This window comes from Actinoplanes derwentensis, assembly GCF_900104725.1.
Classification (GTDB): Bacteria; Actinomycetota; Actinomycetes; order Mycobacteriales; family Micromonosporaceae; genus Actinoplanes; species Actinoplanes derwentensis.
Map to the genome: position 1 here is coordinate 5,535,798 of NZ_LT629758.1, position 18,251 is coordinate 5,554,048.

General features: G+C 69.2%; 18 protein-coding genes. 6 read left to right on the forward strand and 12 right to left on the reverse strand.

The features are described from left to right. The first annotated feature begins 103 nt into the window (after positions 1–103). The 5 genes from tkt (at position 104) to pgl (ending at position 6,767) form a co-directional block, all read left to right on the forward strand. Entirely contained in the window at positions 104–2,218 is a 2,115-nt protein-coding gene (tkt, locus tag BLU81_RS24365; protein WP_092546791.1) for a transketolase, read from the forward strand. Positions 2,219–2,251: 33 nt separating this feature from the next. After that, entirely contained in the window at positions 2,252–3,388 is a 1,137-nt protein-coding gene (tal, locus tag BLU81_RS24370; protein WP_092546792.1) for a transaldolase, read from the forward strand. Between the two features lie 77 nt (positions 3,389–3,465). After that, the gene (zwf, locus tag BLU81_RS24375) at positions 3,466–4,983 is read left to right on the forward strand and encodes a glucose-6-phosphate dehydrogenase (protein WP_092546793.1); all 1,518 of its coding nucleotides are present in this window, start codon (positions 3,466–3,468) and stop codon (positions 4,981–4,983) included. Continuing rightward, positions 4,980–5,963 (forward strand): glucose-6-phosphate dehydrogenase assembly protein OpcA, encoded by a 984-nt coding sequence (locus BLU81_RS24380; RefSeq protein ID WP_092546794.1) that lies wholly within the window; start codon positions 4,980–4,982, stop codon positions 5,961–5,963. Before zwf ends, BLU81_RS24380 begins: the two co-directional genes overlap by 4 nt. 66 nt (positions 5,964–6,029) lie before the next feature. Continuing rightward, positions 6,030–6,767 (forward strand): 6-phosphogluconolactonase, encoded by a 738-nt coding sequence (pgl, locus tag BLU81_RS24385; protein WP_092546795.1) that lies wholly within the window; start codon positions 6,030–6,032, stop codon positions 6,765–6,767. A gap of 84 nt (positions 6,768–6,851) precedes the next feature. Here pgl and BLU81_RS24390 read toward each other — a convergent pair whose 3' ends face one another. The 3 genes from BLU81_RS24390 to BLU81_RS24400 are packed head-to-tail and all read right to left on the reverse strand — an operon-like array spanning position 6,852 to position 8,368. Then, positions 6,852–7,307 carry a hypothetical protein gene (locus BLU81_RS24390; RefSeq protein WP_092546796.1) on the reverse strand — a complete coding sequence of 152 codons (456 nt, stop codon included), beginning with the start codon at positions 7,305–7,307 and terminating at the stop codon, positions 6,852–6,854. Next, entirely contained in the window at positions 7,304–7,936 is a 633-nt protein-coding gene (locus tag BLU81_RS24395) for an RNA polymerase sigma factor (RefSeq protein WP_092546797.1), read from the reverse strand. The genes BLU81_RS24390 and BLU81_RS24395 overlap by 4 nt, the downstream gene beginning before the upstream one ends. A gap of 48 nt (positions 7,937–7,984) precedes the next feature. Next, positions 7,985–8,368 carry a hypothetical protein gene (locus BLU81_RS24400; RefSeq protein WP_092546798.1) on the reverse strand — a complete coding sequence of 128 codons (384 nt, stop codon included), beginning with the start codon at positions 8,366–8,368 and terminating at the stop codon, positions 7,985–7,987. 107 nt (positions 8,369–8,475) lie between these two features. Here BLU81_RS24400 and BLU81_RS24405 point away from each other — a divergent pair, with 107 nt between their 5' ends. Then, positions 8,476–9,078, forward strand: a complete 603-nt coding sequence (locus tag BLU81_RS24405; RefSeq protein WP_092546799.1) for a GNAT family N-acetyltransferase — start codon at positions 8,476–8,478, stop codon at positions 9,076–9,078. A gap of 59 nt (positions 9,079–9,137) precedes the next feature. Here the strand turns inward: BLU81_RS24405 and BLU81_RS24410 are convergent, their stop codons facing one another. From BLU81_RS24410 to uvrC, 9 genes are all read right to left on the reverse strand, one after another. Beyond that, positions 9,138–9,479 (reverse strand): RNA polymerase-binding protein RbpA, encoded by a 342-nt coding sequence (locus BLU81_RS24410; protein ID WP_092557576.1) that lies wholly within the window; start codon positions 9,477–9,479, stop codon positions 9,138–9,140. A gap of 136 nt (positions 9,480–9,615) precedes the next feature. After that, complete coding sequence (gene secG, locus BLU81_RS24415) at positions 9,616–9,867, reverse strand: preprotein translocase subunit SecG (protein ID WP_092557578.1); 252 nt, start codon at positions 9,865–9,867, stop codon at positions 9,616–9,618. A gap of 91 nt (positions 9,868–9,958) precedes the next feature. Then, positions 9,959–10,750 (reverse strand): triose-phosphate isomerase, encoded by a 792-nt coding sequence (gene tpiA, locus BLU81_RS24420; RefSeq protein WP_092546800.1) that lies wholly within the window; start codon positions 10,748–10,750, stop codon positions 9,959–9,961. After that, positions 10,750–11,946, reverse strand: coding sequence for a phosphoglycerate kinase (locus BLU81_RS24425; protein ID WP_092546801.1), 1,197 nt, complete (start codon positions 11,944–11,946; stop codon positions 10,750–10,752). Before BLU81_RS24425 ends, tpiA begins: the two co-directional genes overlap by 1 nt. Positions 11,947–11,952: 6 nt before the next feature. After that, positions 11,953–12,951: a type I glyceraldehyde-3-phosphate dehydrogenase gene (gene gap, locus BLU81_RS24430; protein ID WP_092546802.1), complete on the reverse strand. Its 999-nt coding sequence runs from the start codon at positions 12,949–12,951 to the stop codon at positions 11,953–11,955. A 337-nt stretch (positions 12,952–13,288) separates the two neighbouring features. After that, positions 13,289–14,269 carry a DNA-binding protein WhiA gene (whiA, locus tag BLU81_RS24435; protein WP_092546803.1) on the reverse strand — a complete coding sequence of 327 codons (981 nt, stop codon included), beginning with the start codon at positions 14,267–14,269 and terminating at the stop codon, positions 13,289–13,291. 56 nt (positions 14,270–14,325) lie between these two features. After that, positions 14,326–15,342, reverse strand: coding sequence for a gluconeogenesis factor YvcK family protein (locus BLU81_RS24440; protein ID WP_092546804.1), 1,017 nt, complete (start codon positions 15,340–15,342; stop codon positions 14,326–14,328). Further along, the gene (rapZ, locus tag BLU81_RS24445) at positions 15,339–16,226 is read right to left on the reverse strand and encodes an RNase adapter RapZ (protein WP_092557580.1); all 888 of its coding nucleotides are present in this window, start codon (positions 16,224–16,226) and stop codon (positions 15,339–15,341) included. Before rapZ ends, BLU81_RS24440 begins: the two co-directional genes overlap by 4 nt. 65 nt (positions 16,227–16,291) lie before the next feature. Beyond that, entirely contained in the window at positions 16,292–18,232 is a 1,941-nt protein-coding gene (uvrC, locus tag BLU81_RS24450) for an excinuclease ABC subunit UvrC (RefSeq protein WP_092546805.1), read from the reverse strand. Between the last annotated feature and the right edge of the window lie 19 nt (positions 18,233–18,251).

The following is an 18,251-nucleotide window of genomic DNA, read 5'->3' on the forward strand; positions in this document are numbered from 1 at the left end:
ACAGCGTATGTGCCTAGGGCGTTCGCTGCGCATGCGTTTAGCCCGACTGGATAGGGTCAAGCCGAAAAGGGTTCCATAATTTTGCCCGAGGAGCACAACCGACGTGGCTGCCACAGATCCCGCTCTCAACTGGTCCGACCTCGACCGCAAGGCGGTGGACACCACCCGGGTGCTGGCCATGGACGCCGTGGAGAAGGCCGGTAACGGCCACCCCGGCACGGCCATGAGCCTGGCCCCGGCCGCCTACCTTCTGTTCAACCGTGTGCTGCGGCACGACCCCACGGACCCGGAGTGGGCAGGGCGCGACCGTTTCGTGCTGTCCTGCGGTCACTCCAGTCTCACCCTGTACGTTCAGTTGTTCCTCAATGGCTACAGCCTGTCACTCGATGACCTGAAGTCGTTGCGCCAGTGGGACTCGCTGACCCCGGGTCACCCGGAGTACGGCCACACCCCCGGCGTCGAGATCACCACCGGCCCGCTGGGCCAGGGCATCGGCAACGCGGTCGGCATGGCCATGTCGGCCCGCCGTGAGCGTGGCCTGCTCGACCCGGACACCGCGGCCGGCGAGTCGCCGTTCGACCACTTCGTCTACTCGATCGCCAGTGACGGCGACATCGAGGAGGGCGTCAGCCACGAGTCCAGCGCGATCGCGTCGGTGCAGAAGCTCGGCAACCTCGTGGTGATCTACGACGACAACGAGATCTCCATCGAGGACGACACCCGGATCGCGAAGTCCGAGGACGTCGGCAAGCGCTACGAGGCGTACGGCTGGCACGTCCAGACCGTCAACTGGCGCAAGGGTGAGACGTACGCCGAGGACGTCGAAGAGCTCTGGACCGCGATCCAGACCGCGAAGTCGGTGACCGACAAGCCGTCGTTCATCGTCCTCAAGACGATCATCGGTTTCCCCGCGCCGAAGAAGCAGAACACCGGCAAGATCCACGGTTCCGCCCTGGGTGCGGCCGAGATCACCGCCACCAAGGAACTGCTCGGTTTCACCGACGAGCCGTTCGCCATCGACGACGAGGTCGTCAAGCACGCTCAGCAGGTCGTGGAGCGTGGCAGGGCGGCGCGGGCCGAGTGGCAGAAGGCGTTCGACGCCTGGGCCGCCGGCAACGCCGAGGGCAAGGTCCTCTTCGATCGGCTCGCCACCCGGACCCTGCCGGAGGGCTGGCTCAAGGCCCTGCCGGTGTTCCCCGCGGACGAGAAGGGCGTGGCCACCCGTGCCGCGTCCGGCAAGATCCTGGAGGCGCTCGCGCCGGTTCTGCCCGAACTGTGGGGTGGCTCCGCCGACCTGGCGGAGAGCAACAACACCACGATGAAGGGCGAGCCGTCCTTCATCCCGGCGGAGTACGCGACCGAGGCGTTCCCCGGCCACGAGTACGGCCGCACGCTGCACTTCGGCATCCGCGAGCACGGCATGGGCTCGATCCTGAACGGCATCGCGGTGCACGGCGGCACCCGGCCGTACGGCGGCACCTTCCTGGTGTTCTCCGACTACATGCGCGGTTCGGTTCGTCTCTCCGCGCTGATGAAGCTGCCGGTCGTCTTCGTGTGGACGCACGACTCGATCGGTCTCGGTGAGGACGGCCCGACGCACCAGCCGATCGAGACGCTGACCGCGCTGCGGGCCATCGTCGGCCTCGACGTGGTCCGCCCGGCCGACGCCAACGAGACCGCTTACGCCTGGCGTGGTGCGCTGGAGCACGACGACCGGCCGACCGCGCTCGCGCTGTCCCGGCAGAACCTGCCGACGCTCGACCGGACGAAGTACGCGTCGGCCGAGGGCACCCTCAAGGGCGGCTACATCCTGTCCGAGGCGTCCACCGGTACGCCGCAGGTGATCCTGGTCGCCAGTGGTTCCGAGGTGTCGATCGCGCTCACCGCGCAGGAGCGCCTGGAGGCCGACGGCACTCCCACCCGGGTCGTGTCGATGCCCTGTCAGGAGTGGTTCTACCAGCAGGACGTCGCTTACCAGCAGCAGGTGCTGCCGTCCGGTGTGAAGGCCCGCGTCACCGTCGAGGCCGGCATCCGGATGAGCTGGGACCGCATCCTCGGTGACGCCGGTGAGGCCGTCAGCATCGAGCACTACGGCGCCAGTGCCCCGGCGAAGGTTCTCTTCGAGCAGTTCGGCTTCACCGCTGACAACGTCGTCGCGAAGGCCCACGCCTCCCTCGCCAGGGTCGGCGAGATCACCGGTCACAAGACCGGTAACTGACTTTAGTTCTGCGACTTTCAGGAGTTGAGGGAAATGACCGACAGACTGGCCGAACTGTCCGCGCAAGGTGTCGCGGTGTGGCTCGACGACCTGTCCCGGGTGCGGCTGACCAGCGGTTCGCTGGAGAAGCTGCGCGCCGAGCAGCACGTGGTGGGCGTGACCACGAACCCGAGCATCTTCCAGAAGGCGCTCTCCGACGCGGACGCCTACGACGAGCAGTTGCGTGACCTGGCGCTGCAGGGCGTGACGGTCGAGGAGGCCGTCCGTCTGATGACCGCCAAGGACGTCCGTTGGGCGACCGACATCTTCCGTCCGGCGTACGACGCGTCCAACGGTGTCGACGGCCGGGTGTCCATCGAGGTGGACCCGCGTAAGGCGCACGAGACCGAGTCCACCGTCGCCGAGGCGAAGACGCTGTGGTGGCTGGTCGACCGGCCGAACCTGTACATCAAGATCCCGGCCACGCTGGCCGGTCTGCCCGCCATCACGCAGGTGCTGGGCGCGGGCATCAGCGTGAACGTGACGCTGATCTTCTCGGTGGAGCGGTACCAGGCCGTCATCGAGGCGTTCCTGGCCGGTCTGGAGCTGGCGAAGGCCAACGGCCACGACCTCTCCAAGATCGGTTCGGTCGCGTCGTTCTTCGTCTCGCGCGTGGACAGCGAGATCGACAAGCGGCTCGACAAGATCGGTTCGGAACAGGCGAAGGCGCTCAAGGGCAAGGCGGCCATCGCCAACGCCCGGCTGGCGTACGAGGCGTACGCCGAGGTCTTCGGCGGCGACCGCTGGAAGGCGCTGGCCGCGGCCGGTGCCCACCCGCAGCGCCCGCTCTGGGCGTCGACCGGCACGAAGAACCCGGAGTTCCTGGACACCATCTACGTCGAGGAGCTGATCGCACACGGCACGGTGAACACCATGCCGGAGCCGGTGATCTTCGCGTACGAGGACCACGGAACCACCCGCGGTGACACCATCACCGGTAACTACGGCGATGCCCACCAGGTCTTCACCGACCTCGCGGCGATCGGCATCGACTTCGCCGACGTCTTCAAGGTCCTCGAGGAAGAGGGCGTGGAGAAGTTCGAGCAGAGCTGGAACGAGCTTCTCGAGGGCGTCACGAAGTCCCTCAAGGCCGCCGCCTCCGGGTCGAAGAACCCCAGCGACGCTGCCTGACGAGCACGATCCGCGGCCTGTCACGGGAGTCCCCGTGACAGGCCGCTCCGTCATCAAAAGACTGGCAGGATGACAACGTGGGTAATCCGCTGCGCACCGCACAGGACCGTCGGCTTCCACGGATCCCGGAGCCCTGTGCTCTGGTGATCTTCGGGGTCACCGGTGACCTGTCCCGAAAGAAGCTCATCCCGGCCGTGTACGACCTGGCCAACCGTGGTCTGCTTCCCCCCGGTTTCGTGGTGGTGGGCTTCGCCCGCGCCGACTGGGGCGACGGCAGCTTCGAGTCCCTCGCGTACGCGGCGGCCAAGAAGGGCGCCCGCACCCCCTGGCGCGAGGACGTCTGGCAACGCCTCTCCGAGCGATTCCACTTCATTCCCGGCTCGTTCGACGACGACGCCGCTTTCGATCAGCTCTCGACCACACTGGACGAGTTGAAGGAACGCAACGGCATCACCGGCAACGCGGCCTTCTACTTCTCCATCCCGCCGGCCGCGTTCCCGCTGGTGCTCAACCAGCTCAACCGCACCGGCATGGCCGATCCGTCGAAGACCAGCGGCTGGCGCCGGGTTGTCGTGGAGAAGCCGTTCGGTCACGACCTGCAGAGCGCGGTGCAGCTCAACCAGCTGGTCGACGACGTGTTCATCCCGGAGGACGTCTTCCGGATCGACCACTACCTCGGCAAAGAGACCGTACAGAACATCATGGCTCTGCGCTTCGCGAACAGTCTCTTCGAGCCGGTGTGGAACTCGAAGTACGTCGACAGCGTCCAGATCACCATGGCCGAGGACGTCGGCATCGGCACCCGGGCGGCGTTCTACGACGCGTCCGGTGCCGCCCGTGACGTGCTCCAGAACCACCTGCTCCAGCTGCTGGCGATGGTCGCGATGGAGGAGCCGACGAGCTTCGATCCCCAGGAGGTCCGGGCCGAGAAGCTGAAGGTCCTCAAGGCGATCAGTCTCCCGGCCGACATCGCCACCGGCTCGGTCCGCGGTCAGTACCTCCCCGGCTGGGTGGCCGGCGAGCGTGCCGTGGGCTACCTGGAGGAGCCGAACATCCCGGCGAAATCCACCACCGAGACGTACGCCGCGGTCCGCCTCGGCATTCAGAACCGGCGGTGGGCCGGCGTCCCGTTCTACGTACGGGTCGGCAAACGGATGCCGCGCCGGGTCACCGAGATCGCGATCCTGTTCAAACGGGCTCCGCACCTGCCGTTCGACCCGGCCGACGTGGAGATGCTGGGCCACAACCAGCTGGTGGTCCGGGTGCAGCCGGACGAGGGCGTGGTCCTGAAGTTCGGTTCCAAGGTGCCCGGTACGTCGATGGAGGTCCGTGACATCGCGATGGACTTCCAGTACGGCGAGGCGTTCACCGAGTCCAGCCCGGAGGCGTACGAGCGTCTGGTTCTGGACGTGCTGATCGGCGACCGGACACTCTTCCCGGACGCCGCCGAGATCGAACAGTCGTGGCGGGTCATCGACCCGCTGGAAGCGGCCTGGGCGAACACCAAACCGGAACCGTACCGGGCCGGTGAATGGGGTCCGCGGGCTGCCGACGAGATGCTGGCGCGCGAAGGCCGTACCTGGAGGCGGGCATGATCGGTCTGTGGGACACCACTGGCAGCGAGGTCGTCAAGGCCCTCGCCGCGGAACGGCGCAGTGCCGGCGGCGTGGCCTCCGGTCTGGCTCTCACCCTGATCGCGGTGGTCGAGGAGAAGAAGGTCCGGGAGGCTGAGGCGGCGGCCACCATCGCTGCCGCCGCGCACCCCTGCCGGCTTCTCATCGTCGTCCGGTCGGACATGGAGGGCCGCAGCCGTCTGGACGCGGAGATCGTCGTGGGTGGGCGTCTCGGCCCGGCCGAGGCGGTCGTTCTGCGGATGTACGGCCGTCTCGCGCTGCACGCCGAGTCGGTCGTGATGCCGCTGCTGGCCCCGGACGTCCCGGTGGTCACGTGGTGGCACGAGGATCCGCCGAACATGATCGCCAACGACTTCCTCGGGGTCGTCTCCGAGCGCCGGATCACCGACAGCGCGCAGGCGCCCGACCCGGTGGCCGCGCTCAAGCAGCGGGCCGTCGACTACGCGCCCGGTGACACCGACCTCACCTGGACCCGGATCACCCTGTGGCGGACCCTGGTCGCGGGCGCCTTCGACAGCACCGACGCCCGGGTCATCGGCGCGAAGATCGTGGCTCCGGCCCACGACCCCACCGCCTGGCTGATGCTGGGCTGGCTCAAGTCCCGGCTCGGTATCGAGCCGGTGATGGAGCACACCGACCGGTCGCCGCGCCTGCACTCGGTCGAGTTGCAGTGCGAGAACGGCGACTGCGTCCGGGTCACCCGTGAAGAGGGCACCGCCCTGTTCAGCCGGACCGGCCAGGACGACCGTTACATGCCGCTGCCGAAGCGGCCGGTCGGTGACGAACTGGCCGAGGAGTTGCGCCGGCTCGACGCCGACCAGATCTACGCGGACGCGCTCGGCGCCATGGCCGGCCTGTCCGGTCTGGATCACCGCAACCCGAATCGCGTGCACGTTTGGAAGGACCCGGCGCTGGCTGCCATCGCCGGTTCCGTCGCATAGTTCTTTCACGTTCGAGGCCGTCCGTCGCACCGCGGCGGGCGGCCTCTTCATCAGGGAGAAACCCCATTGAGTGAGACCGTGGTCGTGGTGGTTCCGGACGCCGACATTCTGGCGTCCACAGTGGCGGCACGGCTCGTCGTCAAAATCATCGACGCGCAGGCGGTGCACGGCACAGCCAGTGTGGTGCTGACCGGCGGCCGGGTCGCGGCGAAGGTACTGCGCTCGGTCCGGGAACTGCCCGCCGCCGCCGCCATCGACTGGTCCCGGGTCGACCTGTGGTGGGGCGACGAACGGTTCCTGCCCGCCGGAGACCCGGACCGCAACGAGACCCAGGCCCGGGAGGCGCTGCTCGACAAGCTGCCGCTCGACCCGGCCCGGGTGCACGCCATGCCCGCCTCGGACGGGCCCGACGGTGACGACGCGACGGCCGCCGCCACCCGGTACGCCGCCGCGCTCGCCGCCGCAGCCGTTCCCGGCAGCACGGTGCCCCGGTTCGACGTGCTGATGCTGGGCGTCGGCGAGGACGGACATGTCGCGTCGCTCTTCCCCGGTCACCCGGTACTCGGCGAGACTGGCCCGACGGCCGCCACCTTCGACAGCCCGAAGCCGCCGCCCACCCGGGTCACCCTGACCGTGCCGACCATTCAGGGCGCCGACGAGGTGTGGCTGATCGCGGCTGGCCCGGACAAGGCCACCCCGATCGGTACGGTCCTGTCCGGTGGTGATCTCCCGGCCGCACACGCGAAGGGCGTCCGGAAGACACTCTGGCTCCTCGACGAGGCCGCCGCCGGCAACCGCCCGTGACCCGCGTGCTGAGTCGGGGCGTGCCCCGGCTCAGCACCGCGCTCACCGCACAGAGCCACCAGCGCGCAGCCCGCCCCGCCCGGATCAACTGACCGGGGTGGCTGCGGGAAGGCTGGTGGATTTCGTTCCGGCGGAGGGCGCCACCGTCCTCGGCGAGACGACAGCCGAGCCGGCGGCAGGCTTCGAGGGGATCCCGGCGGGCCGGGGACTGCTGGTCGGAGAGGACGAGGCCTGCGGGCGCGCCGGCGGGGTGACCATCAGGGACGGGACAGCCGACGGCGAGGTGGCCGGGGACGGGGCGGCCGGCTGGATCGGCTGCGGCGCCGGAGTGCTGGAACGCAGAGCGAAGCCCAGAGCCACGATGGCGATCGCCGCTCCGGCGACAGCGGGCAGCCAGCGCCGCGACGGCAACAAGAACGCGAACGACCGGGTGTGCCGTGCCGCCGTCGGCGGTGCCTCGAACCGCAGCCGGTCCGCTGTGATCTGCCCGGCCCGGGCCGCCAAGGCACTCCGGAGCCGCCGCTCCATCTCGTCGGTCACCGCTCCCCCAGTCGTTCCCGCAGGATCGCCAGCGCCCGATGCGCCGTCGATTTGACCGTGCCACGGGAGATCCGCAGCGTGTCGGCTATCTCCTCTTCGGAGAGCTCCGACCAGTACCGCAACACCAGCACCTGCCGTTGCCGGGCGGTCAGCACCCGCAGCGCCCGCAACGTGTCCCGATCACTCGCCCCGAGCAGTGCCTCGTCCTCGGCCGCCACGGCACTGCCCGGCGGCGGAGGAACATAGGACCGGGCGGTACGGCGGCGGCGCAGCGCGGACCGGGCCGCGTTGGTGACTCCGGTGATGAGGTACGCGTTCGGATCCGTCACGCCGCGCAACTCCGGTCCGTGCCGCCGGTAGAGGGCGGTGAACACGTCCTGCACCACGTCCTCGGCGGTGGGCAGGTCGTCGACCATCAGCACCGCCAGCCGCACCAGGCTGAGCCGCCGGCTGTGATACAGCTCGTTGATGGCCGGCGGCGCGCCGGGCGCACCGATACCCGGCGCCGTGGCCCCTGAGGATTTGATCGCGCGCGGTGACTCCGGGTCGCCGCGGCCGCCCGCGCGCACACCGGCAGACCACGAACGCAGCCAGGCGAACAGCGGAGGAAACGGCAGCACGAAGATCACAGGCGAGGCCTCGGGGGTCGGCGACGGGAACGAACGGTACCTTTCGGGTCAGTTCTTCCGCGACGGTGTGGCGGCCGGCTTCACCGGAGCCGGAGTGGCGGTGACAGCGGGCTTGCTGACCGGGGACACGGTGGGCTCACCCACGGGCGAGGCTGTGGGTTTTCCGGCCGGTGACGCGGTCGGCTTGCCGCCCGGTGACGCGGTCGGCTCACTGACCGGCGAGGCGGTGGGCTTCCCGACCGGCGAGGCGATGGGGCTCGCGGTGGTCTCGACCGGGGAGACTTCGGGGGCGGCCGTCTCCTGCTTCGAGATCGGGGAGGGCTTCGGAGCGGGCGTGGACTCGCCGGCGAACGCGACGGCCGACACACCGCCGATCGCCAGTACGGACGCGGTGCCGAAGGCCAGCGCCAGGCCACGGGTCGAGAAACGCATCGGAACTCTCCTGCTCGTCGGTGATCGCTTCGCTGGAGTAGACGCGTGACCCACCGAAAGGTTGGCGCTCAAGCAGTGACGCGCGCCACAGTCATAGAATTCGCGGGATGCAGCCGACGATCCGCGACTACCGACCCGGCGACCTCGACGCGATCTATGACATCTGCGTGCGTACCGGCGCCGGTGGTGCGGACGCCCGCGGCGTGCACAGTTCGGACCTGATGCTCGGTGACGTGTGGGCGGTGCCCTACGTGACCCGGGAGCCGGAACACGCGCACGTTCTCGACGACGGCACCGGCACGGCCGTCGGCTACGTGCTGGGCACGGCGGACACACGGGCTTTCGTCGCGTGGTTCCGGGCCGAATGGATTCCGGCGGTGGCGGATCGTTTCGCCGCCGGTGACCCCCGGGACCGGGGCCTGACCGCCGCCCTGAACGCTCCGGAGAAGATGCTCCGGGCGGAGTTGGCGGACTATCCGGCGCACCTGCACATCGATCTGCTGCCGGAGTGGCAGGGCCGGGGCAAGGGCCGGGCGCTGATGGCAGCCTTCCTGGACGGTCTGCGAGCGGCCGGTGTGCCGCGGGTGCACCTGGGCATGGCCGCGGGCAACACCGGCGCTCACACGTTCTATCAGCGCCTCGGATTCCACGATCTGCCAGTGCCGGACTCCGGCGCCCGGTTCATGGGCCGCGACACCGCACCGTTCTGAGAAAATCGCCGTTCTGAAATGAGCGATGCCCACCGGACGGGCCGGCGGGCATCGATGGTTCATTCGCCCCGGCGCTGCCGGAGTTTGGCGAGCGCCTCGGCGAGGATCGCCGCGGCGTCCTCGTCGGAACGGCGTTCCTTCACATATGCGAGATGCGATTTGTACGGTTCGGCCCGCAGCCGCCCCGGCGGATTGGAACTGTCGAGTCCGGCCGGATGGCCGCACCGTGGACAGTCCCAGGTCTCCGGGGCCGCGGCTTCGGCCGCGAACCAGATGATGCTGTCGTGACCGGCCGCGCAGAAGTACGTGATCTGCCGGCGCGGTGCTGGTTCGGTGCGCTCGTCGGGTCGCATCGGGCTGGACCCGACACGGCTACCGCGGATAGCGCTGCCACTGGACACGGACGTCACTCCTGTCTCGAGGGGCCTCGGGGGTCCGGACCACAACGGAGAGGTGGGTGAACCGGACACCAAGAACAAAAAACCGCACGACCGGAGAAACCGGCCGCGCGGCAGATTGTACGACCTCTGGACACCGTCAGGCGATCTGGACTTTCAGCCAGAAGCTCAGCCCGACGATGCAGGCGAACCAGATGATTCCCACCAGGACGGTGTATCGGTCGAGGTTCTTCTCTGCGACCGAGGAACCGGACAGGCTGGAGGTCACACCGCCACCGAACATGCTCGACATGCCGCCACCCTTACCCCGGTGCAGCAGAATCAGCAGAGTGAGCAGGATGCTGGTGATGACCAGCAACACGATCAACGTGTAAGCGAACGCGATCGGCATCGTCGGGTTCATTCCTCTCGAAGGGCAAGCAGCGGTCCCACAATAGCGGGTGCCCGGCCGCATGATACGACCGGGCACGCACTAACTACCCTTAGCTTCCGGCGTGCTCCGGAAAACGCACGATGGCGGCGAAGCCCTCGGCGTCCAGAGCGGCGCCGCCGACCAGGGCGCCGTCCACGTCCGGCTTGGCCATGATCTGGGCGATGTTGTTCGCCTTGACCGAGCCGCCGTACTGGATGCGCACCACATCGGACACCTCGGTACCGAACTTCTCGGTGAGACGGCCACGGATCGCCCCGCAGACCTCCTGAGCGTCCTCCGGCGTCGCGGTCTTGCCGGTGCCGATCGCCCAGACCGGCTCGTACGCGATCACGATCTGCTTGAGCTGTTCGGTCTTGAGTCCGTCGAGCCCGGCGTCGATCTGGGCGAGCACGTGCTCGACCTGGTTGCCGGCCTCACGGATCGCCAGGCCCTCGCCGACGCAGAAGATCGGAGTCAGACCGGCCTCGAAGGCGGCCTTGTTCTTCGCGTTGACAGTGGCGTCGTCCTCGGCGTGGTACTCGCGGCGTTCGGAGTGCCCGACCACCACGTAGGTGGCACCGAGCTTGGCGATCATGCTGCCGGAGATCTCACCGGTGTAGGCGCCGGACGCGAACTTCGAGATGTCCTGCGCGCCGTACCCGATGTTGAGCTTGTCGTCCTTGATCGCGCCCTCGACGCTGCGCAGATCGGTGAACGGCGGCAGCACCACGGTCTCGACCGCCGCGAGGTGCTCGGCGGTCAGGTTCGCGGCCAGTTTCCGGACCAGGAGAATCGCCTCGAAGTGGTTGAGGTTCATCTTCCAGTTACCGGCGATGATCGGCTTGCGGGTCACGGCACCCATCACTTCTCCAGAGCGGCGACGCCCGGCAGCGTCTTGCCTTCGAGGTACTCCAGGGATGCGCCCCCGCCGGTGGAGATGTGGCCGAACGCGGACTCGTCGAGCCCGAGCGTGCGCACGGCGGCCGCGGAGTCACCGCCACCGACGACCGAGAAACCGTCGATCTTGGTGATCGCCTCGGCCACCCCACGGGTGCCCGCGGCGAACGGCGCCAGCTCGAACACGCCCATCGGGCCGTTCCAGAACACGGTCTTGGCACCGGCGATCGCCGACGCGAAGAGTTCCGTGGACTTCGGGCCGATGTCGAGACCGAGCCGGTCGGCGGGGATCTCGGAAGCCGCGACGACGTCGTGCGTGGCGTCCGCCGAGAACTCGGTGGCGGCCACGATGTCGACGGGCAGCACGATCCGGCCGTCGGCCTCCGCCAGAAGCCCCTGACAGACGGAGATCATCTCGGCTTCGAGCAGCGACTTACCGACCTCGTGGCCCTGGGCCTTGAGGAAGGTGAAGCACATGCCGCCGCCGACGAGGAGCTTGTCCACCGTCGGCAGCAGCGCCTTGATGACGGCGAGCTTGTCGGAGACCTTCGAGCCGCCGAGCACGACGACGTAGGGCTGCTCCGGGCTCTCCGACACGCGCTTGAGGACCTCGACCTCTTTGAGGACGAGACCACCGGCGTAGTGCGGCAGGCGAGCCGGAACGTCGTACACCGAAGCGTGTTTGCGATGTACGGCGCCGAAGGCGTCGTCGACGTAGAAGTCGGCGAACGCCGCCAGCTGGTCCGCGAAGGCGCCCCGCTCGGCGTCGTCCTTCGAGGTCTCGCCGGCGTTGAAGCGCAGATTCTCCAGGAGCAGGACCTGGCCGTCCTCCAGCGCCTGGACGGCGGCGGAGGCGGACGGTCCGACGGTGTCGGAAGTGAAGACCACCGACGAACCGAGCAGCTCACCCAACCGCTGAGCGACCGGGGCGAGGGTGAACTTCGGGTCCGGCGCGCCCTTCGGGCGGCCCAGGTGGGACGCCACGATCACGCGAGCGCCCGCGTCACGCAGGGCGATCAGCGTCGGCAGGACCGCGCGAGCACGGCCGTCGTCACTGATGACGCCTGGGTTTGCTTTGTCGAACGGGACGTTCAGGTCGGCGCGCACGAACACGCGCCGACCCGAGACACCCTCGCCGAGCAGGTCGTCGAGAGTCTTCAAGGCTGATCAGGCCCCGACGAGCTTGACCAGGTCGACGAGGCGGTTCGAGTAGCCCCACTCGTTGTCGTACCAGCCGACGACCTTGACCTGGTTGCCGATGACCTTGGTGAGACCGGCGTCGAAGATGCAGGAGGCCGGGTCGGTGACGATGTCAGCCGACACGATCGGGTCCTCGGTGTAGACCAGGATGCCCTTGAGGGGGCCCTCGGCGGCGGCCTTGATGGCGGCGTTGACCTCTTCGACCGTGGTGTCACGGGCGGCGGTGAAGGTCAGGTCGGTGGCCGAGCCGGTGGGGATCGGCACCCGCAGGGCGAAGCCGTCCAGCTTGCCCTTCAGCTCCGGCAGCACCAGGCTGACGGCCTTCGCGGCACCGGTCGAGGTCGGCACGATGTTCAGCGCGGCGGCGCGGGCGCGGCGCAGGTCGCTGTGCGGGCCGTCCTGGAGGTTCTGGTCCTGGGTGTACGCGTGGATCGTGGTCATCAGACCCTTGTCGATCCCGATCGTGTCGTTCAGGACCTTCGCCATCGGGGCGAGGCAGTTCGTGGTGCAGGACGCGTTCGAGATGATGGTGTGCTTGGCGCCGTCGTACAGACCGTCGTTCACGCCCATCACGATCGTGATGTCCTCGTTCTTGGCCGGAGCCGAGATGATGACCTTCTTGGCGCCCTTGTCGATGTGGGCCTTGGCCTTGGTGGCGTCGGTGAAGAAGCCCGTCGACTCGATGACGACGTCGACGTTCAGGTCGCCCCAGGGCAGGTTGTTCGGGTCACGCTCGGCGAACGCCTTGAAAGTCTTGCCACCGACGGTGATCTCGTCGGCGGAGGCCTTCACCTCGTGGCCCAGACGGCCCAGGATGCTGTCGTACTTCAGCAGGTGAGCCAGCGTGGCGTTGTCGGTCAGGTCGTTCACGCCGACGATCTCGATGTCGGCGCCGGAGGCGAGAACCGCCCGGAAGAAGTTACGTCCGATACGGCCGAAGCCGTTGATGCCAACCCGGATGGTCACAGGTGGTCTCCTCGTTTCGGTCCGCCGGATTCTGCGACCGGCGGAGGGGTCTGCATGCCGACCGACAGGAGCGGCCGTCACTAAGGCGTCCGGCCGGACTCGAGAGAGTGACTGCGCCAATTCAAAAGCAGTTCGGCCGGACTACCGGCACCGTCGCCGTCACCAGTGACCCTATCCGAGGCCACACGCCCCCGGAGCGGCGGGGCGCGACCTGAACGTTACCTAACTGGATCACCGCGATGTTGCCGGTTGACGCCTCAAGGGTCCCGCTTCTTCACCCGGCCGAGAAGGACCAAAGGTCCCCCGGCCGGGTGATCACCATCACGCGGGAGATGTCTCAGCAGGCCATCATCTCGGGAGTGACGGCCGCCTCGGTGTCCGGGATCCCGAGATCGCGGGCCCGCTTGTCGGCCAGCGCCAGCAGCCGCCGGATCCGGCCGGCGATCGCGTCCTTGGTCAGCGGCGGATCCGCCAGCGCGCCCAGCTCCTCCAGGGACGCCTGCCGGTGCTCCAGCCGCAGCTGACCGGCCGACGTCAGATGGTTGGGCGCGTCCTCGGAGAGGATCTCCAGCGCGCGGGTGACCCGGGCCGCGGCCGCGACCGCCGCACGAGCCGACCGCCGCAGGTTCGCGTCGTCGAAGTTGGCCAGCCGGTTCGCGGTGGCGCGCACCTCACGCCGGACCCGCCGTTCCTCCCAGGCCAGCACGCTGGAGTGCGCGCCGATCCGGGTGAGCAGCGCGGCGATCGCGTCCCCGTCCTTGATCACCACCCGGTCCACGCCGCGGACCTCACGGTCCTTCGCGGTGATCCCGACCCGGCGGGCGGCACCCCGCAGAGCGAGAGCCGCCTCCGGGCCCGGGCAGGTGATCTCCAGGGCGCTGGAGCGACCCGGTTCGGTGAGTGAGCCGTGCGCCATGAACGCGCCCCGCCAGGCCGCCACCGAGCAGCACACGTTGCCGCTCACCACATGCTGGGGCAGGCCCCGGACCGGACGGCCGCGCACGTCGAGGAGACCGGTCTGCCGGGCCAGCACCTCACCGTCCTTGACGATGCGGATGATGTAGTGGCTGCCCTTGCGCAGCCCGCCGGAAGCAAGGACGTGCACCTCGCTGGCGTAGCCGTACACCTCGGCTATCTCGCGCCGCAACCGCCGGGCCACCGGGCCGGTGTCCAGTTCCGCCTCGACGACCACGCGGCCGGAGACGATGTGCAGGCCGCCGGCGAAACGCAGCAGCGCCGCCATCTCCGCCCGGCGGCAGCACGGCTTGGGCACGTCGACCCGGCTCAGCTCTTCCTTGACCGCTGCCGTCATCGCCATCGTGAAGTCACCTCATGCGCCGGATCTTGAAAGTGTGTGCCGCACTACGTCAGTAATCAACGAGTGGCGCCCAATACTGGCACCAGGGCAGCGCCCAGTGACTCAGGATCATGCCGTGGGCTGCCGTCCGCGACGGCGACGGGTGCCAGAACCAGCTCGGCGCCGAGGTCACGGGCGGCGCTCCGGACCTGTTCCGGTTCGCCCACCCACGTGGCGTCGGCGAGCACCGTGTCCACCCGCAGCGACGGAAGGTACCAGTGCAGGGCGGCCAGATGATCGGCGGTGGACAGCCCCGACGTCTCCTTGTCCGGGCTGAGGTTCAGGGTCACCAGGCGCCGGGCCCGGCTCGCCACGATCGCCGCCGCCAGCTCCGGGACCAGCAGGTGCGGCAGCACACTGGTGAACCAGCTGCCGGGGCCGAAGATCAGCCAGTCGGCGTCACGGACCGCGGCGATCGTCTCCGGGCAGGCCGGCGGGTCCGCCGGGTCCAGCCGCAGCGCCTCCACCCGGCCTTCGGCCACCGCCACCGAATGCTGACCGCGCACCGTCTCCCGGGCGCCGTCGGTGTGCACCACGTCGGCCTCGATCCCGACCGCGTGCCGGGCCATCGGCAGCACCCGGCCCTGCGCGCCGACCATCTCGGCGGCGTGGTCCAGCGCCGCGACCGGGTCGCCGAGCATCTCGATCAGCCCGAGCAGCAGCAGGTTGCCGACCGCGTGCCCGGCCAGGCTGTCCTTGCTGCGGTCGGCGCGGCGCTCCAGACGCGGGCCCCGGCCGGGTGCCGCCACCTGCGCCGGGATGTGCATCGCGGCGAACCGGTGCTGCATCAGGCTCGCGGTGAGCCGGTGCTGCGGGTTGTCGGCGGCCAGCGCGGCCAGCGCCTGCCGCAGATCACCGGGAGGCAGCAGCGCGTCCCGTTCCACCCGCAGCCGTCCGCTGGATCCGCCGTCGTCGCCGACCGTGACGATGGCGGTGATCTCCAGATCGAGGTCTCTCGTGGTGCGTCTCAGGGCCCGCAGTGAGGCACTCAGCCCGTGCCCGCCGCCGAAGGCGACCACCCGGATCGCCGTCACTCGCGCCCCAGATCGCGGTGCGAGGCGTGGGCGGACAGGCGCATGCCACTCAACCGGGAGGTCAGCTCCTCGGTGATGGCGACACTGCGGTGCTTGCCGCCGGTACAGCCGATGGCGACGGTGAGGTAGCGCTTGCCCTCCCGTTCGAAACCGGGCGCGGTGGACGCGATCAGCCCGGCGTACGTCCCGACGAAGTCGGTCGCGCCGTCCTGGCCGAGGACGTAACTGCTCACCCCCTCTTCCAGGCCGGTGTGCTCGCGCAGCTCGGGAACCCAGAACGGGTTCGGCAGGAACCGGGCGTCCAGTACGTAGTCGGCGTCCGGCGGCAGCCCGTACTTGAAACCGAACGACAACACGGTGATCCGCAGCTTGCGCGAGTCCTCACCACCGAACAGCTCCTCCACCCGGCGGCGGAGCTGATTCACGTTCAGATGGCTGGTGTCGATGATCACGTCGGACTGCTCGCGGGCCTCCTCGAGCAGCTTGCGCTCGGCGGCGATGCCGTCGGCCAGCCGCCCGTCACCCTGCAGCGGGTGCGAGCGCCGCACCGATTCGAAGCGCCGGATCAGCACCTCGTCGTCGGCGTCCACGAAAACCACCCGCGGCGCGAAACCACGCTCCTTCAGTTCACGCACCGCACCGGTCAGGTCGGTGGAGAAGGCCCGGCTGCGGACGTCCAGCACCATGGCGGTACGCCGGGCGGCACCGCCGGCGGCGAACGCCAGCTCCGCCATCTCCAGCATCAGCGCCTGCGGCAGGTTGTCGACGACGTAGAAGCCGACGTTCTCCAGCGCCCGCGCCACCGTGCTGCGCCCACCACCGGAGAGCCCGGTCACCACCACCAGATCGGTGCCGGCCTCGTCGGATTCCAGGGCATCGCCCATCGCTTCGGTCACGCACGCCTCCTGCGTCGAATTCGGGGAACACAACATGGTAGGCCGGGGAGATCTCACCGCTGCCCAGTCTTCCCCGTCTCGGGTGAACGCAGTGCGGCGAGTACCGATTCCGCCGTCCGCAGACCGATGCCCGGCACCTCGGAGATCTCCTCCGGCGTGGCTTCGGCGATCCGCTTCAGCGAACCGAAATGACGCAACAGGGCCTTGCGGCGCACCTCCCCCAACCCGGCCACCTGATCCAGCGCGGACTCGGTCATCCGTTTGGACCGGCGCTGCCGGTGGAAGGTGATCGCGAACCGGTGCGCCTCGTCACGGACCCGCTGGAGCAGATAGAGCGCCTCGGACGTACGCGGCAGGATCACCGGGAAGTCGTCGGCCGGCAGCCACACCTCCTCCAGGCGCTTGGCCAGGCCGCACAGGGCCACATCGGTCACGCCCAACTCGGCGAGGACCTCGGCGACCGCGTTCACCTGCGGCTGACCGCCGTCGACGACGATCAATTGAGGGGGGTACGCGAACCGGCGCGCCTTCCCGGTCAGCGGATCGATGCCGGGCAGTTCCCCCGCTGCCAGAGGTTCGGGCGCCTGCTCGGGCCGGGACCGGCCGAACCGCCGCCGCATCACCTCACTCATCGCCGACAGGTCGTCCATGCCGCTGCCGTCGGGATTGCCGCGGACGATGAACCGCCGGTACTCGCTCTTGCGCTCCAGCCCGTCCTCGAACACCACCATCGAGGCGACCACGTCGGTGCCCTGGATCTGCGACACGTCGAAACACTCGACCCGCAGCGGCGCGGTCTCCATGCCGAGGGCCTCGGCGATCTCCTCCAAGGCCTTGTTCCGGGTGGTGAGGTCACCGGCCCGGCGCAGTTTGTGCCGCTGAAGCACCTCGGCGGCGTTACGGGCCACCGTCTCCATCAGCGACTTCTTGTCGCCGCGCTGCGGCACCCGCAGACTGACCCGGCTGCCCCGGCGCTCGGAGAGCCAGTCGGCGAGCGCGTCGGCGTCGTCGGGCAACGCCGGGACCAGCAGCTCCCGGGGGACGTCGGTCTCGCCCTCCTGCTCCCCGAACATCTGCCGGCAGAAATGGTGCACCAGGTCGCCGGTGGTCAGGTCCTCGACCTTCTCCACGATCCAGCCGCGCTGGCCGCGGACCCGCCCGTCACGCACGTGGAAGACCTGGACGGCCGCCTCGAGCGGGTCCTCGGCGAAGGCGACGATGTCGGCGTCGGTGCCGTCGCCGAGCACGACGGTCTGCTTCTCCAGCGCCCGGCGCAGGGCCGCCAGGTCGTCGCGGAGCCGGGCGGCACGCTCGAACTCCAGTTCCTCGGAGGCCTGCAGCATCTCCCGCTCGACCCGCTTGAGGAACTGCTCGGTGCGCCCGGCCATGAAGTCGCAGAAGTCGTCGACGATCGCCCGGTGCTCGACGGCGGAGACCCGGCCGACACACGGGGCCGCGCATTTGCCGATGTCACCGAGCAGGCAGGGCCGGCCGATCTGGTGCGCCCGTTTGAAGACACCGGCCGAGCAGGTGCGGGCCGGGAAGACCCGCAGCAGCAGGTCGAGGGTCTCGCGGATGGCCCAGGCGTGCGAGTACGGCCCGAAGTAGCGCACACCCTTGCGCTTGGCGCCGCGCAGCACCTGGAGACGGGGGAACTCCTCGTCCAGGGTGACGGCGAGGAACGGGTACGACTTGTCGTCCCGGTACTTCACGTTGAACCGGGGGTCGAACTCCTTGATCCAGGAGAATTCGAGCTGCAGCGCCTCGACCTCGGTGCCGACGGTCACCCAGTCCACCGCGGCGGCGGTGGTGACCATCTGCTGGGTGCGGGCGTGCAACGACCAGACGTCGGCGAAATAGGAGTTCAGCCGGTTGCGGAGATTCTTCGCCTTGCCGACGTAGATGACCCGGCCGTCCGGGTCGCGGAAGCGGTAGACGCCCGGGGAGTCGGGAATGCTACCCGAAGCGGGGCGATAGGTGGACGGGTCTGGCACAGGCCCCACAGTAGTGCGT